Here is a 15,364-nt window from a genome sequence, read left to right on the forward strand (position 1 = left end):
CGTGGTGCAGGTCGGGGTGCTGGGCGTCGGGAGGCGTCGTCACGGCTCACGCCTCGGGGATCGTGCGCTCGAAGAGCGCCGGCCGCTCCACGTCGGGGTCGGGGCCGCTGCGGACGCCGGTGTCGAGGGCGTCGATCCGGGCGAGCTCGTCGTCGGAGAGCTCGAAGTCGAAGACGTCGATGTTCGCCGCGATCCGCTCGGGGTTCGTCGACTTGGGGATCGCGGAGCGGCCCTGCTGCAGGTGCCAGCGGAGCATCACCTGCGCCGGGCTCTTGCCGTGCTCGGCCGCGATCGCGCCGATCGTCGCGTCGTCCATCACGCTGCGGCGCTCGTCGCCCCAGCCGGGGTAGAAGGTGATGCCGCCGATCGGCGACCAGGCCTGGGTGAGGATCCCGCGCTCGGCATGCTCGCGGCGGAGGTCGGGCTGCGCGAAGTACGGGTGCAGCTCGACCTGGTTGACGGCGGGGATGACGTCGACCTCGGCGAGGAGGCGCGCCAGGTGCGCGGGCGTGAAGTTGCTGACGCCGATCGCGCGCACGCCGCCGTCGGCGAGGAGCTTCTCGAGCGCCCGGTAGGCGGCGACGGTGGTGTCGAAGCGGGACGGGACGGGCTGGTGCAGGATCAGCAGGTCGAGCTGCTCGACGCCGAGCTTGCCGGTCGCCTTCTCGAACGCCTGCAGGGTCTCGTCGTAGCCGTAGTCGGTCACCCAGACCTTGGTCTCGACGAACACGTCCGCGCGGTCCAGGCCCGAGCGGCGGAGGCCCTCGCCGACCTCGCGCTCGTTGCCGTACGCGGCGGCGGTGTCGATGTGGCGGTAGCCGGCCTCGAGGGCGGACTGCACGGCGGCGGTCGTCTCCTCGGGCGCGCTCTGGAAGACGCCGAGCCCGAGAGCGGGAAGGGTGACGCCGTTGTTGAGGGTGAGCTCCAGGGTCATGCCTCCACGCTAGGACGCGATCGCCGCCGGAGGGAGGGTCCCGCCACCCCCTCGACGGGAGCGCCGGAGTGTGCGCTGATGGAGGCGGTGCTCGACGACGTCCCTCCGCTTCCGGAGCGGAGCGCGCAGCCCTCATCCGGAAAGGTCGGGTCCGCCGTGTCCCTCAGCGTTCTGTTCATCGGAGGAACGGGCATCATCAGCTCCGAGGGCGTCCGCCGCGCTCTCGCCGTCGGGCACGAGGTGACCGTGCTGAACCGCGGCCGGACCTCCATCCGCCCGCTGCCCGACGGGGTCCGGACGCTGACCGCCGACGTCCGCGACCCGGCCTCGGTGCGCGAGGCCCTCGGCGAGGAGCGCTTCGACGCGGTGATCGAGTTCGCCGCGTTCACCCCCGAGCACGTGCAGCAGGACATCGACCTCTTCGCCGGCCGCACCGGCCAGTACGTCTTCATCAGCTCGGCCTCGGCCTACCAGAAGCCGCCCGCGCGCGTGCCGGTGACGGAGTCGACGCCGCTCCGCAACCCGTACTGGAGCTACTCGCAGGACAAGATCGCCTGCGAGGACCTGCTGGTCGGCGAGTACCGGAGCACCGGCTTCCCGGTGACGATCGTCCGCCCCTCGCACACCTACGACCGCACCGCGCTGCCGGTCGACGGCGGCTGGACCGTCATCGACCGGATGCGGCGCGGACTCGAGGTGGTCGTGCCCGGCGACGGCACCTCGCTCTGGACGATCACGCACAGCCGCGACGTCGCCGTCGGCCTCGTGGGGCTGCTCGGCGCGCCGGCGGCGATCGGCGAGGCGTTCCACATCACCGGCGACGAGACGCCCACCTGGGACCGCATCCACCACGACCTCGCGGCCGCCGCGGGCGCCGAGGCGCGGATCGTGCACGTGACCTCCGACGCGATCGCCGCGGCCGACCCGGAGCTGGGCGCGGGCATCGTCGGAGACAAGGCCCACTCGATGGTCTTCGACAACGCGAAGATCCGGAGCCTGGTGCCGGCGTTCGCGCCCTCGACCCGCTTCAGCGACGGCGCACGCGAGATCGTCGAGTGGTACGACGCGGACCCGGCCCGCCGAACGGCGGACGAGCGGATGGATCGGCTCTTCGACGCGCTGATCGAGACCTACCGGCTGCGGGCGCTCTGATTGCGCGTCAGACCACCGCGATGTTGAGGTAGTCCTCGATCGGAGCGGCCGAGGTGCTCGTCAGCGAGACGAGGCAGCTGACGATGTAGCCCGACGCGTGGACGCTGAACTGCGGCGGGACCGGAGACTCGCCGTCGCGGAGGCCGGTCGCGTCCGACCAGGCGAGGACGACGACGCCCGGCGTGCGGGAGCCGAGCGGCTCCACGACGACCCAGGGGCCCTCCTCGAGGACGAAGTCGGACAGCACGACGTCGCTGTCGCCCGTGTCGAACGTGATCCGGGCGACGATGTCGCGCACGGGCTCGCTGCCCTGCGAGGCCGAGACCACGGGGGTGAACTGGCCGGCGTAGAGGTCGCCGCCGCCGTTCGAGAGGCCGCCGGAGACGCCGAGCGCGGCGCCGACCTCTCCGGAGGCCGCGGCGAGCGGGGCGGCGGAGGCGGCGAGGAGGACGGGGGCGCTCCACAGGGCGGCGGTCGTCGCGGTGCGGCGCGAGACGGGGCGGGGCGTGGTCATGGGGTCCTCTCGGCGGGTTCGGCGGTGCGGTGGACACCGGGCGTCACGCTAGCGCCCGCCGGTCGGTCCGGTGCCGGATCGGCCCGGGTTGTCACCCGCACGGGGTCACCGCACGCGGTCGCCACCGGGACCGGCGCGCGGAAAGTTCACCCGGCTATGCATCTCCGTTCACCCACGGGAGCGGGAATCAGGAGTGTGCTGGGTGAGCCCCTTCTCAGGGGCCCTCACCCCAAGGAGTCCCCGACGTGACACGACTGCCCCGCTCCGCGCACCGCGGACGCACCGCACTGGCCCTCACGGCCGTCGCCCTGGTCGGCGCCGCCGCACTGGCCGCCCCCGGCGCGGCCACCGCCATCGGCGCCGCCGACCTCGCCGCCACCGGTGGCGCCGCCCGCATCTCCCCCGTCGACGCCGACCTCTCCGACTCGCTGCGCGCGGCGGTGAAGGAGCAGGACGCGAAGAACGTCATCCTCCTCATCGGCGACGGCATGGGCGACTCCGAGATCACGGTCGCCCGCAACTACGCGTACGGCGCCGCCGGCCGCTTCCCCGGCATCGACGCCCTGCCGATCACCGGCCAGTACACGACGTACTCGCTCTACCGCGCCGACGACCCCGCCACCGGCGCCGTCAAGGGCGCCCCGGACTACGTGCCCGACTCCGCCGCCACCGGCAGCGCCTGGGCGACCGGCACCAAGACCTACGACAACGCGATCTCGGTCGACATCGACCAGGAGCGCAAGGACACCCTCCTCGAGATCGCGAAGGCGAACGGCCTGAAGACCGGCAACGTCACCACCGCCGAGATCCAGGACGCCACTCCGGCCGTGCAGGCCGCGCACGTCGACGCGCGCAGCTGCTACGGACCCGACAGCACCAGCTGCGGCAACGACGCGCTCGAGAACGGCGGGCTCGGCTCGATCAGCGAGCAGATCCTCGACACCCGCGCCGACCTCACCCTCGGCGGCGGCTCCGCCACGTTCGCGCAGACCGCGAAGGCGGGCGACTGGGCCGGCCAGACCCTGTTCCAGCAGGCCGACGAGCGCGGCTACCAGGTGCTCGGCGACGCGACGACGGCCGCCACGGCGGACCAGCTCGACGCGCTGACCGTCGCCGACCAGGACGCGCCGGTGCTCGGCCTGTTCAACTCCGGCAACCTGCCCGTGCGCTACGCGCCGACCCCCGCGACCGTCGGCGGCGCCGACGCCGCGCCGCAGACCTGCGTCGCGAACCCCTCGCGTCCCGCCGAGCAGCCCACCCTGCGCGCGATGACCGAGAAGGCGATCGACCTGCTCGACACCGGCGACGAGGGCTTCTTCCTCCAGGTCGAGGGCGCCAGCATCGACAAGCAGGACCACGCCGCGAACGCCTGCGGCCAGATCGGCGAGACCGTCGACCTCGATGAGGCCGTCCAGGCCGCGCTCGCGTTCGCCGAGGCGGACGGGAACACCCTCGTCATCGTCACCGCCGACCACGCGCACTCCAGCCAGATCGTCGACTCCACCCCGCCGACCTCGCTCAGCACCGCGCTGAAGACGGTCGACGGCAGCACGATGAAGGTGTCCTACGGCACGGCCGCCGAGGGCGGCTCGCAGCAGCACACCGGCACGCAGCTGCGCATCGCGGCCTACGGACCCGGCGCGGCCAACGTCGCCGGCCTCACCGACCAGACCGACACGTTCTTCACCATCTCGAACGCGCTCGGCCTCGACCGCGACATCCGGAACCTGAGCTTCGGCGCCACCGCCGAGCTCTCGGGCAGCACCTTCGCCCCCGGAGCCCGGATCACCCTGACGGCGGAGGGCTTCCAGGGCGACACGCAGCTCATCGGCTCCGCGCCGCTCTTCACCGAGCGCACGGCGACGCGCGACCTCAACGACGGCGCGCTGACCGCCACCGCGAAGGCCCCCACCACCCCCGGGGACTACAGCGTCACGGTCACCGGCGCGCAGTCGGGCAAGGCGATCACCCTCGCCTTCACCGTGAAGCGCTGATCCCCGGGCACTGATCCCCGGGCACTGCTCCCCCGGGCACTGATCCCCGGGCACTGATCCCCGGGCACTGATCGCAGAAGGGCCGTCCCCATCGGGGCGGCCCTTCCGCCGTCCCCGGCCCGCCCTCCCCCGTCTCGGAGGCGCGGAGTGCTGGCCCCTCGACCCGCCACCGGCCTAGGTTGGAGGCACCTGCTCCGCCCGCACCGAGTTCCGATGGAGGAACCCCATGGCCACGATCCGCAGTCTCCGACGGGCGGCGCTCGCGCTGGTCGCCGTCGCCTCCCTCGGAGTGGCGGGTGCCGCACCCGCTGCCGCGCTCGACTGGCCGTTCCCCGGCGTCCCGAGCAGCGGTCTGCCGTCCGCGCAGGAGCTCCGGGACGCCCTCGGCGGTCCGGTCGTCTCGCCGTCGACGTCGGTCGGCTACGGCGGCGCGGTCTCCTCGGTCGACGCGCTCGCCAGCCGGGTGGGCCTCGAGGTGCTCAAGCGCGGCGGCAACGCGGCCGACGCCGCCGTCGCGACGGCCTCGGCCCTCGGCGTCACCGAGCCGTACAGCGCCGGGATCGGCGGCGGCGGCTACTTCGTCTACTTCGATGCGAAGACCGGCGAGGTGAGCGCCATCGACGGGCGCGAGACGGCGCCGGCCGGCATCACTCCGGACGCGTTCCTCGACCCCGCGACGGGTGCACCGTACCCGTTCACCCCGCAGCTCGTCTCGTCCGGAGTCGCGGTCGGCGTCCCCGGCACGGTCGCGACCTGGGACGCCGCGGTCGATCGCTTCGGCACCCTCCCGCTCCCGGTCGTGCTGGCCCCGTCGATCGTGCTCGCGGCCAAGGGCTTCCCGGTCGACGAGACCTTCCGCAGCCAGACGCTCGACAACCTCCAGCGCTTCCAGCAGTTCCCCGACACCGCGGAGCTGTTCCTCCCCGGCGGCGACGCCCCGGCGGTCGGCAGCACCTTCCGCAACCCGGACCTCGCGAAGACCCTCGCCCGGATCGCCGCCCGCGGGCCGAGCGCGTTCTACGACGGACCGCTCGCGGCCGAGATCGCCGACACGGTGCAGAACCCGCGCCTCGCGGAGGGCTCGACCCTCCCCGCCCCGGCCGGCTCGATGACCGAGGACGACCTCGCCGGCTACTCGGTGGCCGAGCAGGCGCCGACCCACACGTCCTACCGCGGCCTCGACGTCTACGGCATGGCGCCCTCCTCCTCGGGCGGGATCGCGATCGGCGAGGCGCTGAACATCCTCGAGAACCACGACCTGGCCGCCGCGGACACCGGCAGCGCCCTGCACCTCTACCTCGAGGCGTCGGCCCGCGCCTTCGCCGACCGCGGCGCGTACGTCGGCGATCCGGCCTTCGTCGACGTGCCGACCGAGACGCTGCTCAGCCAGGAGTTCGCGGACTCCCGCGACTGCACCATCGACCCGGCGGCCGCCTCCACGCGGCCGGTCGCCCCGGGCGCGCTCGACGGCGTCGGCTGCGCGACCGCCGTCAGCGCGGAGCAGCCGGACACCGAGAACGTCTCGACCACGCACCTCTCCGTCGTCGACAAGTGGGGAAACGCGGCGTCCTACACGCTGACGATCGAGCAGACCGGCGGCTCGGCGATGACCGTCCCCGGCCGCGGCTTCCTGCTCAACAACGAGCTGACCGACTTCTCCGCGACCCCCGTCGAGGGCGACCCGAACCGGATCGAGCCCGGCAAGCGCCCGCGCTCCTCGATGTCGCCGACGATCGTGCTCGAGGACGGGGCGGTGAAGTTCGTCGTCGGCTCGCCGGGCGGAGCGACGATCATCACGACCGTGCTGCAGACGCTCGTGAACCGCATCGACCTCGGCATGACCCTGCCGGAGGCGGTGGCCGCGCCCCGGGCGTCGCAGCGCAACACCGCGTCCACCTCTGCCGAGCCCGGCTTCATCGAGGCCTACGCCGACGACCTCGCGCCCTTCGGCCAGCAGCTGACGCCCTCGGGCGACACCTTCACCTCGGCCGCGCAGATCGGCGCGGTGGCCGCCATCGAGGTCGACCCCTCCGGCCTGATGACCGCCGTCGCCGAGCCCGTCCGCCGCGGCGGCGGCGTCGGCCTCGTCGTCACCCCGGCGAAGTGATGCGGACTCCCCGCTGATCGAGCAGCCCCCGCAGAGGGCGTCTCGAGACCCACCGTTCTGCCGGAGGTGGGTCTCGAGACGCCCTCTGCGCTACTCGACCAGCATGGGGCGGGCCGCCCACTTCGTCCTGCTGACCTCGCGCACAATCATGCTGATCGAGTAGCCCTCGCAGAGGGCGTATCGAGATCCACCGTCACCCGGCGACCGGGTCTCGATACGCGCTGCGCGCTACTCGACCAGCATGCAGAGGAGCAGACCTCACTCTCACGGCAGCGCCTCCCATGCTGATCGAGTAGCCCTCGCAGAGGGCGTATCGAGATCCACCCACCCCCACGACGTTGGGACTGAAGAGACCCCGCCCCCGCGCTCTGCCGGTGTGGTCGCTCCGCGGATCGATCACACCGGCACCTCGAGCCGTGATCGGACCGGCCCGGGTGTCCGGGTACGGTGCCGTCATGGTCGTGTCACGAGAGCTGGTGGACCGCTGGGTGGCGGGGTGGTGCGCGTCGCGCGGGATGCTCGTGCGGCGCGACGGGGACGGCCGGCTCGTCGAGGTCGCGGCGGAGACCCGCTCCCGGGAGTACGTGATCGCCGAGCCGTCGCTGCCCGAGCTGCGCCGCCTGGCCGCCGCCGTCACCGCGCCCGACGTCTGGCTGACGATCGTCGGCGACCTCGACGAGCGCGGTCGCGACGCGGTGGCCGGCCTCGACCCCGTGACCAGCGACGAGCGGATGATGACCACCCGGCTCCGGAGGGCCGTGAGGCCGCCGCAGGTGCGGATCGAGGCGAGCGGTCGCGTCGCGCACGCCCGCATCGAGGCGGAGGGCGAGGTCGCGGCGCGCGGGCAGGCGGCGCTGAGCGGCGGTGACGCCGTCTTCGATCGGATCGAGACGACTCCGCGGTTCCGCCGCCGCGGCCTCGGCGGCCTGCTGATGACCGGCCTCAGCGCCTGGGCGGCGGAGAACGGCGCGACCACGGGACTCCTGATGGCGAGCGTCGGCGGGCGCGCGCTCTACATGAGCCTCGGCTGGACGGAGGTGGCGCCGATCGTCACCCTGCGCGGACGGGCCGCCGGTGCGGCGGCCGACGTGGGGGCATAGCTCCTCCACAGACCCGATCTTGCGGAGTTATCCGAGGGTTCCGCCCGACAGCCGCTCGGGTGTCGGTGGTCCCTGCTTCAATACGCGTGTGGATGAGCACAGCGACCCGGGAGCGGCAGGACAGCCGAGCGCGCTCTCGGCCGTCGACGCGCTGACCGACATCGCCGCGGAGATCGGACGCACCTCGGCACAGCTGCTCCTCACCCGCGCGCAGACCCTGCACCTCGCCTACCGCGCGGCCGTCACCGTCCCCGACGCGTTCGCCCGCGCGAAGTCACTCTCCCGCAGTGAGGCGCGCTCCCTGATGGAGCGGTCCATCCGCGCCGAGTTCGCGGTCAAGCTCCGCCTGTCCGAGCGGGCCGTGACGACAGTGCTCGAGCACGCCCGGCTGCTCGTCGAAGACCTCCCCCGCACCCGCGCCCTTCTGGCCGAGGGCCGGCTGCTCTGGGAGTCGAGCGAGATCGTCTGCGCCACCGCCGCCACCCTGCCCGCCACCTCGCGCGCCCGGTTCGACGAGCGCGCCGCCGAGGTCGCACCGGAGGTCACGCCGACGCAGCTGAGGAGGATCGTCGCCCGCCTCCGCGACGAGCTGCACGAGGAGCCCCTCGCCCAGCGGCACGTCCGCGCGAGGCAGGACCGCGCCGTCTGGGTCTCGCCGGAGATCGACGGCATGGCCACGCTCTGCGCCCTGCTCCCCGCGCCCGATGCGATGGGCATCGCCGAGCGCGTCGACCGCATCGCCCGGTCCCTTCGCGAGGGAGGCGACGAGCGCACCCTGGCGCAGCTGAAGGCCGACGTCCTCACGGATCTGCTGCGCGACGGCGACATCGCCGGCACCACACCCGCGAGCGACGGACCGCAGATGTCCCCGTCGTACGTCCCCGGGATCCGCGCGGAGGTGCGCCTCACCCTCGCCGCATCCACCGCCGTCGGGCTCGACGACGCCCCGGCGGACCTCGACGGCTACGGCCTCATCCCCGCCGACCTCGCCCGCGCCCTGGTCGCCACTGGCGCGTCGTTCACCCGCGTGCTCACCGATCCGGACACCCGCGCCGTGAGGTCGGTCGGACGCACCTACCGTGTCCCGCCGCCCCAGATGCGCCTGCACCTCCAGCTGCGCGATCAGACCTGCCGCTTCCCCGGCTGCACCCGCACCGCGTCCCGGGCGGAGGCGGACCACACTCTCGAATGGAGGAACGGCGGAGAGACGTCCCTGGAGAATCTCGTCTCCCTCTGCACGTCCCACCACCACGTCCGCCACGGCGACCGCTGGACCTACGTCCCCCGCAAGGACGGCAGCATCGTCTGGACCACCCCCACCGGCCGCCTCGTCACGATCCGCCCACCCGCCCTCGCCGGCGCCCCACCGGGCCCCCGCTTCGAGGACTCACCACCCCCGTTCTGACGGACGCCGGTCTCGTCACGCCCCGCCCCATGCTGATCGAGTAGCCCTCGCAGGGGGCGTATCGAGATCCACCGTCACCCGGCGGGTGGGTCTCGATACGCGCTGCGCGCTACTCGACCAGCATGAAATGAGCGCGCCCGCGCCCGCCCATGCGCCGCTTCATGCTCCGCCGGCCCGCTCACGCACGCTCTGCGCACGGGCGCCTTCATGCTTATCGAGTAGGCCTCGCAGAGGGCGTACCGAGATCCACCGTCGCCCGGCGGATGGGTCTCGATACGCGCTGCGCGCTACTCGACCAACATGGGTCGCTTACGCCTGCCCAGCAGGCCGGTACCGATTCATGCTGATCGAGTAGCCCTCGCAGAGGGCGTATCGAGATCCACCGTCGCCCGATGGGTGGGTCTCGATACGCGCTGCGCGCTACTCGACCAACATGAGTCCGTCATGCCTGCTCAGCACGCCGATGCCGATCCATGCTGATCGAGTAGCCCTCGCAGAGGGCGTATCGAGATCCACCCACTCACGAACGGTGGGTCTCGATGCGCGCTGCACGCGACTCGACCAGCAGGCGGCTACAGGCCCGCGGGCTTCGACGGGGTGCGGAGCCAGGTGTCGAAGAAGGCGGTCAGGTCCTGGCCGGAGACCGACTCCGCGAGGTCCTGCAGGTCGGCCGTGGTCACATTGCCGTAGCGGTTCTCGGCGGCCCAGCGCTGCAGCAGCGTGCCGAAGGCCTCGTCGCCGATGGTGGAGCGCAGCTCGACCAGGGTGAGTCCGCCGCGTGCGTAGATCGGGCTGTCGAAGAGGCCGAGCGCGCCGGGATCCGCGACCTGCGTGGCCCAGAACGGGTCGTCGGCGGGGATCGACGCGACCTCCGCGGCCGACTCCTCGACGGTCGGGCCGCCGTCGTGCTCCGCCCACAGCCACTCGGCGTAGGTGGCGAAGCCCTCGTTCAGCCAGATGTCCGACCAGAGCCGCGGGGTGACGCTGTCGCCGAACCACTGGTGCGAGATCTCGTGCGCGACGGTCGAGGTGTCGGCGCTGCCCGAGTAGAACGAGCGTCCCTGCGTCTCGAGCGCGTAGCCGATCTCCTCGTCGTCGACGACGGCTCCCCCGGAGCGGAACGGGTAGGCGCCGAAGACGCCCGTGAAGTAGTCGATGATCTCGCCCTGGCGCGCGAGGGCGGCCTCGGTGCTCGCCCGCGCCTCGCCGGTGATGTCGCGATCGACCGCGTCGATGCTGACGACGCCGCCCGCCCGGGAGCGGACGAGGTCGTAGTCGCCGATGTTCACCATCGCGAGGTAGCTCGCCATCGGACTGGTCTCGACCCAGCTCGACGTGGTCCAGCCGTTGCGGGTGACCGGCGAGCCCACCGGCACCCCGTTGGCGACGGCGGTGCGCCCCTCCGGCACGGTGAGGGTGAAGGAGTAGCGGGCCTTGTCGGCAGGCGAGTCGTTCACCGGGTACCAGGTCGAGGCGCCGTCGGGCTCGCTGGCGACCAGGGCGCCGTCGTCGGTCGACCACCAGCCGTACGGGGCGCCGGTGCCGTCGACCGGGTTGCCGGTCGTGCCGGCGTAGCGGATGTCGACCAGGGTCGGCGCGCCCTTCTTCAGCGAGCGGGACGGCGTGATCGTCAGCTCGTCGCCGACCTGCGTGAAGGCGGCGCCCCGGGTGTTCACCGACACCTTCGAGACCGTCAGTCCGCGCAGGTCGAAGGAGAACGAGCTCAGCTCCTGCGTCGGCGCGAGGGTCACGACGGCCCGGCCGGTGAGCGCCCGCGGCGCCGGGTCGTAGGTGAGGAACAGGCTGTAGCTGAGCGCGTCGAAGCCCGAGCTGCCGAGGCCGGGGAAGTACGGGTCGCCGGAGCTGGTGCCTCCGCTCGTCCCCGCTTTCACAGCGATGTCGGCGAGGGCGGGCGTCGGCAGGGCGAGAGCCCCGGCGACGAGGGCGGAGGCGAGGAGCGCCGGGACGACACGGCGGGAAGAGGCGGGCATGCGGCACACGCTAGCCCCTCGGCCACCCGCCGGACACTCCCCCTCCGCGCGACGCCGATGCCCTACGAGCGCCGCTCCAGCGCGGCCAGCAGGTACGGCGCCGTCCGGCTGCCCTCCGCCCGCGCGACCTGCTCCGGCGTGCCGGTCGCGACGATCGCGCCGCCCGCGTCCCCGGCGCCGGGCCCGAGGTCGATCACCCAGTCCGCGTCGGCGACGATCCGCATGTCGTGCTCGACGACGATCACCGTGTTGCCCGCGTCGACGAGGTGCTGCAGGTGGCCGAGCAGCCGGTCCGTGTCGGCCGGGTGCAGGCCCGACGTCGGCTCGTCCAGCAGGTAGAGCGTGTCGCCGCGCTGGGCCCGCCGCAACTCCGACGCGAGCTTCACCCGCTGCGCCTCGCCGCCGGACAGCTCCGGTGCGGGCTGCCCGAGCGCGACGTAGCCGAGACCCACGTCGAGCAGCGCGTCGAGGTGCCGGGCGATCTCCGTCTCCTCGGCGAAGACCTCGCGCGCCTCGGTCACGCTCAGCGCGAGCACCTCGGCGATCGAGCGCCCGCCCCAGGTCACCTCGAGGGTCTCGGCGTTGTAGCGCGTCCCGCCGCACTCCGTGCACGGCGCCTGCACCGTCGGCAGGAAGAGCAGCTCGACCTCCATGGTCCCCTCGCCCTTGCAGACCGGGCAGCGACCGCTGGGCATGTTGAAGGAGAAGCGGCCGGCACCGTAGCGGCGCCGCTTCGCCTCGGGAGTGGCCGCGAACAGCGCTCGGACGCGGTCGAAGAGCCCGGTGTAGGTCGCGACGTTCGAGCGCGAGGTGCGCCCGATCGGCGTCTGGCCGACCTGCACGACCCGGCGCAGCCGCTCCGCCGGCCCGGTCGCGCTGCCGGTCGTAACGCCGGAGTCGGCGTCGAGCAGCGGATCGTCGGAGGAGGACTCGTCCGGCTCCGGGCCCTCCCCCGCCAGATCCGCCTGCAGACTCGCGCGGAGCAGATCGGGCAGCGCCTGATTGACCAGCGTGGACTTCCCCGACCCGGACACCCCTGTCACCGCGGTCAGCGCGCCGAGCGGGAACGACACGTCGAGCCCGCGGAGGTTGTTGCGCGCCACGTCGACCAGCCGCACCTGCGCGTCGGGCGTCCGCCGGGCGGGCAGCGGCGGCGTCAGCTCCGCGGTCTCGGGGAAGAGGTAGCGCCGAGTGATCGAGTGGTCCACCTCGCGCAGCCCGTCGAGCTCACCCGAGTAGACGACGGTGCCGCCGCCCGAGCCGGCCGCGGGGCCGATGTCGACGATCCAGTCGGCCTCGCGGATCACGTCGAGCGAGTGCTCGACGAAGAAGACCGTGTTGCCGCTGTCCTTCAGCGAGCGGAGGATGCCGAGCAGCGCCTCCGTGTCGGCCGGGTGCAGCCCCGTCGACGGCTCGTCGAGGACGAACACCACCCCGAACAGCCGCGAGAGCACCTGGGTCGCGAGGCGCATCCGCTGCAGCTCACCCGAGGACAGCGTCGGCGTCGACCGGTCCAGCGACAGATAGCCGAGGCCGAGGTCGACGATCGGCACCATCCGGCCGAGCAGGTCCGAGACCAGGCGCTGGGCGGCGAGCCGGGTCTCCGGGGCGAGCGGCCCACCGCCCACCGGCACCCAGTCCCGCTCGAGCACGCGGGCCAGGAGCGCCGCGAGCTCCTCGAGCGGCAGCGCCGAGAGCTCCGTGATGTCGAACCCCTCGAAGCTCACCGCCAGCGCCTCGGGCTTCACCCGCTTGCCGCGGCAGTCCGGACAGGCGACGCTGACCAGGAACGTGGCCGCGCGCTCGCGCATCCGGGCGCTCTTGGAGCCCGCGAAGGTGTCCATCACGTAGCGCTTCACCCCGAGGAACGTGCTCATGTACCGCGGCTCGGCCCCCGCCGCCACGGCCGCCCGCACCTCCGCCGGTCCGCGATCCGTCCAGACCGGCACCTGCGGCGACTCCTGCGTGTACAGGATCCACTCGCGCTCCTCGGCCGGAAGGGTCCGCCAGGGCACGTCGATGTCGTAGCCGAGCGAGATCAGGCTGTCGCGCAGCTGCTTGCCGTGCCAGGCGGTCGGCCAGGCCGCGAGTGCGCCGTCGCGGATCGAGAGCGAGTCGTCCGGGACCATCAGCTCCTCGGGCACGTCGTAGACGCGGCCGATCCCGTGGCAGGCCGGGCAGGCGCCCTGGACGGTGTTCGCGGAGAAGTCCTCCGCGAGGAGCATCGGCGCGCCCTCGGGGTAGGTGCCGACCCGGGAGAAGACCATCCGCACCACGGACGAGAGCGTGGTCGCGCTGCCCAGGGTCGAGCGCGCCGAGCCGCCGGAGCGCCGCTGCGGCAGCGCGACGGCCGGCGGGAGCCCGTCGATCGCGTCGACGTCCGGCACCCCGACCTGATCGATCAGCCGCCGCGCGTACGGCGCGACCGACTCGAAGTAGCGGCGCTGCGCCTCCGCGTAGAGGGTGCCGAACGCGAGCGAGCTCTTGCCCGAGCCGGAGACGCCGGTGAAGGCGACCAGCGCGTCGCGCGGGATGTCCACGTCCACGTCGCGGAGGTTGTTCTCGCGGGCGCCGCGGACGCGGACCCGGTCGAGGCGGTGGTCGTCGGGAGTGCGCGCAGTCATCGGACCAGCCTGCCCTGTCCCGATGTGCGCTGTCCCGATGTGCGCCTAGTCCAGGGTCGGGCGGTACGCGCGGACGACCGGCGGTGACTCGAGCGCCTCCCGCTTCACGACGTCCAGGCGCTGCAGCAGCGCGGGCAGCGTCGGCGTCATCTCCAGCCGGACCTCCAGCTCGCCGTCCCGGCCGGGCAGCGTGAAGGCGACCTGCGCCGCGGAGGCGCTCCAGAGCAGCCGGTCGCGCAGGGGACGGGCGGTCGGCTCCTCCGCGAGCCCGCCGACCTCCGCCAGCACCGCGGCGAGGCGGCGGGCGCGCACCTCGGCGGGCACGTCGTTCAGGAGGTTCGGGCTGAACAGCACGCCGCCGGAGAGCTCCTCGGCCCGCGCGGGGTCGCCGGGACCGACGATCGCCGCCTCGACGGCGGCCGCGGCCGCCAGTGTCGACGGGTGCACCGCGATGGTGCGCGCCGGCGGATCCGCGTCCTCGAGCGCCGCGCGCAGCAGGCCCGTGGCCGCGGCGGCGAGCTTGGCGCCGTTCGTGGTCGCGAAGACCACGACGCCCAGGCCCGACTCGAGGTGCCAGCGCATGTTCGAGGACCAGCCGGGCAGCCCGCCGGAGTGGTGCGCGATCGCGCCGAAGCGGACGTCCTGCTCGATCACGAGGCCGAGCCCGTAGGCGGAGCCGTCGAGCGTGCTCTCCCCGGCCCGCGGGCTGAGCGCGGGCACCGGGGTCCAGCCGCGCTGCATCTCGCGGCGGGAGGCGCGGCTGAGCACGGCGTCGTCGGCGCCCTCGAACGCCGATGACAGCCAGCCGCTCCAGCGCGCGATGTCGCCGACGGTGCTGAACATGCTCGCGGCGCAGGCGCCCACGCCGGTGCCGGTGTGCGGGCGGGCGGTCCAGGTGGCGCCCTCGTCGAAGCTGCTGAAGCCCTGCGCGAGGTCGGTGCCCTCGGGGTAGGCGTTCACGTCGTAGCGCGTGTGCGCGAGGCCGAGCGGCTCGAGGATCGTCCGGGTCGCGAAGGCGACGAAGCCCTCGCCGGACACGTTCTCGACCACCACGCCGAGCAGCCAGAAGCCGATGTTCGAGTACTGGTAGACCTCGCCCGGCCGCTCCGTGAAGGTCAGCCCGCGCGCGATCAGCGCGAGGAACTCCGCGCGCGGCATCGCCATCACGTGGTCGGCCCAGCCGTTGTCCTCGGGCAGCCCCGAGCAGTTGCTGAGCAGCATCCGGAGCGTCACCGGCAGCACCCTGCCCGCGGCGTCGACCGGGTCCGCGAACTCCGGCACGTGCGCGCTGACGCGGTCGTCGAGGTCGAGCAGCCCGCGGTCGCGCAGGATCAGCACCGCCGCCGCCTCGAAGCTCTTCGACATCGAGGCGATGCGGTGCACGGTGCCGGCCTCGGGCGTCGCACCGTCGAGCCGGTGCTCCCCGCGACCGTGCCGGGCGATCAGCCCGTCGCGGTCGAACAGCGCCCAGCTCAGCGACGGCGCGACCGGCGCCCCCTCGTCGAACCAGTGCGCGAATCGGTCGAGGAGCTCCGGAGTCATC

Annotated in this window: 10 protein-coding genes; 5 read left to right on the forward strand and 5 right to left on the reverse strand. The window is 73.3% G+C overall.

Annotated elements, in window-relative coordinates:
* Positions 1–46 precede the first annotated feature (46 nt).
* Positions 47–934 carry an aldo/keto reductase gene (locus MT351_RS08985; RefSeq protein ID WP_243581993.1) on the reverse strand — a complete coding sequence of 296 codons (888 nt, stop codon included), beginning with the start codon at positions 932–934 and terminating at the stop codon, positions 47–49.
* 156 nt (positions 935–1,090) lie between these two features.
* Between MT351_RS08985 and MT351_RS08990 the strand changes: the two genes are divergently transcribed.
* Entirely contained in the window at positions 1,091–2,086 is a 996-nt protein-coding gene (locus MT351_RS08990) for an NAD-dependent epimerase/dehydratase family protein (RefSeq protein WP_243581994.1), read from the forward strand.
* A 7-nt stretch (positions 2,087–2,093) separates the two neighbouring features.
* Here MT351_RS08990 and MT351_RS08995 read toward each other — a convergent pair whose 3' ends face one another.
* The gene (locus MT351_RS08995) at positions 2,094–2,600 is read right to left on the reverse strand and encodes a hypothetical protein (RefSeq protein WP_243581995.1); all 507 of its coding nucleotides are present in this window, start codon (positions 2,598–2,600) and stop codon (positions 2,094–2,096) included.
* A gap of 245 nt (positions 2,601–2,845) precedes the next feature.
* On the opposite strand from MT351_RS08995, the gene phoA reads away from it, so the two are divergent.
* The 4 genes from phoA (at position 2,846) to MT351_RS09015 (ending at position 9,206) form a co-directional block, all read left to right on the forward strand.
* Positions 2,846–4,594 carry an alkaline phosphatase gene (gene phoA / locus MT351_RS09000; protein WP_243581996.1) on the forward strand — a complete coding sequence of 583 codons (1,749 nt, stop codon included), beginning with the start codon at positions 2,846–2,848 and terminating at the stop codon, positions 4,592–4,594.
* 226 nt (positions 4,595–4,820) lie between these two features.
* A complete protein-coding gene (gene ggt / locus MT351_RS09005; protein WP_243581997.1) occupies positions 4,821–6,701 on the forward strand; it encodes a gamma-glutamyltransferase in 1,881 nt (626 codons plus the stop codon).
* Positions 6,702–7,156: 455 nt separating this feature from the next.
* Positions 7,157–7,801, forward strand: a complete 645-nt coding sequence (locus MT351_RS09010) for a GNAT family N-acetyltransferase (RefSeq protein ID WP_243581998.1) — start codon at positions 7,157–7,159, stop codon at positions 7,799–7,801.
* 88 nt (positions 7,802–7,889) lie between these two features.
* A complete protein-coding gene (locus tag MT351_RS09015; RefSeq protein ID WP_243581999.1) occupies positions 7,890–9,206 on the forward strand; it encodes an HNH endonuclease signature motif containing protein in 1,317 nt (438 codons plus the stop codon).
* Positions 9,207–9,778: 572 nt separating this feature from the next.
* On the opposite strand, the gene MT351_RS09020 is transcribed toward MT351_RS09015, so the two are convergent.
* The 3 genes from MT351_RS09020 to MT351_RS09030 all read right to left on the reverse strand — a co-directional run bounded on the left by MT351_RS09020 (position 9,779) and on the right by MT351_RS09030 (position 15,363).
* Positions 9,779–11,197: a M1 family metallopeptidase gene (locus MT351_RS09020; protein WP_243582000.1), complete on the reverse strand. Its 1,419-nt coding sequence runs from the start codon at positions 11,195–11,197 to the stop codon at positions 9,779–9,781.
* A gap of 62 nt (positions 11,198–11,259) precedes the next feature.
* Complete coding sequence (locus MT351_RS09025) at positions 11,260–13,821, reverse strand: excinuclease ABC subunit UvrA (RefSeq protein WP_243582001.1); 2,562 nt, start codon at positions 13,819–13,821, stop codon at positions 11,260–11,262.
* A 45-nt stretch (positions 13,822–13,866) separates the two neighbouring features.
* Entirely contained in the window at positions 13,867–15,363 is a 1,497-nt protein-coding gene (locus tag MT351_RS09030; RefSeq protein ID WP_243582002.1) for a serine hydrolase, read from the reverse strand.
* Position 15,364: the final 1 nt, after the last annotated feature.

Origin of the sequence: Rathayibacter sp. VKM Ac-2926, assembly GCF_022815565.1 — a bacterium.
Classification (GTDB): domain Bacteria; phylum Actinomycetota; class Actinomycetes; order Actinomycetales; family Microbacteriaceae; genus Rathayibacter; species Rathayibacter festucae.

Bases quoted from the DNA above. Each gene is read 5' to 3' on its own strand.
- MT351_RS08985 (WP_243581993.1), bottom strand. From the start codon at position 934: ATGACCCTGGAGCTCACCCTCAACAACGGCGTCACCCTTCCCGCTCTC.
- MT351_RS08995 (WP_243581995.1), bottom strand. From the start codon at position 2,600: ATGACCACGCCCCGCCCCGTCTCGCGCCGCACCGCGACGACCGCCGCC.
- ggt (WP_243581997.1), top strand. From the start codon at position 4,821: ATGGCCACGATCCGCAGTCTCCGACGGGCGGCGCTCGCGCTGGTCGCC.
- MT351_RS09010 (WP_243581998.1), top strand. From the start codon at position 7,157: ATGGTCGTGTCACGAGAGCTGGTGGACCGCTGGGTGGCGGGGTGGTGC.
- MT351_RS09020 (WP_243582000.1), bottom strand. From the start codon at position 11,197: ATGCCCGCCTCTTCCCGCCGTGTCGTCCCGGCGCTCCTCGCCTCCGCC.
- MT351_RS09025 (WP_243582001.1), bottom strand. From the start codon at position 13,821: ATGACTGCGCGCACTCCCGACGACCACCGCCTCGACCGGGTCCGCGTC.
- MT351_RS09030 (WP_243582002.1), bottom strand. From the start codon at position 15,363: ATGACTCCGGAGCTCCTCGACCGATTCGCGCACTGGTTCGACGAGGGG.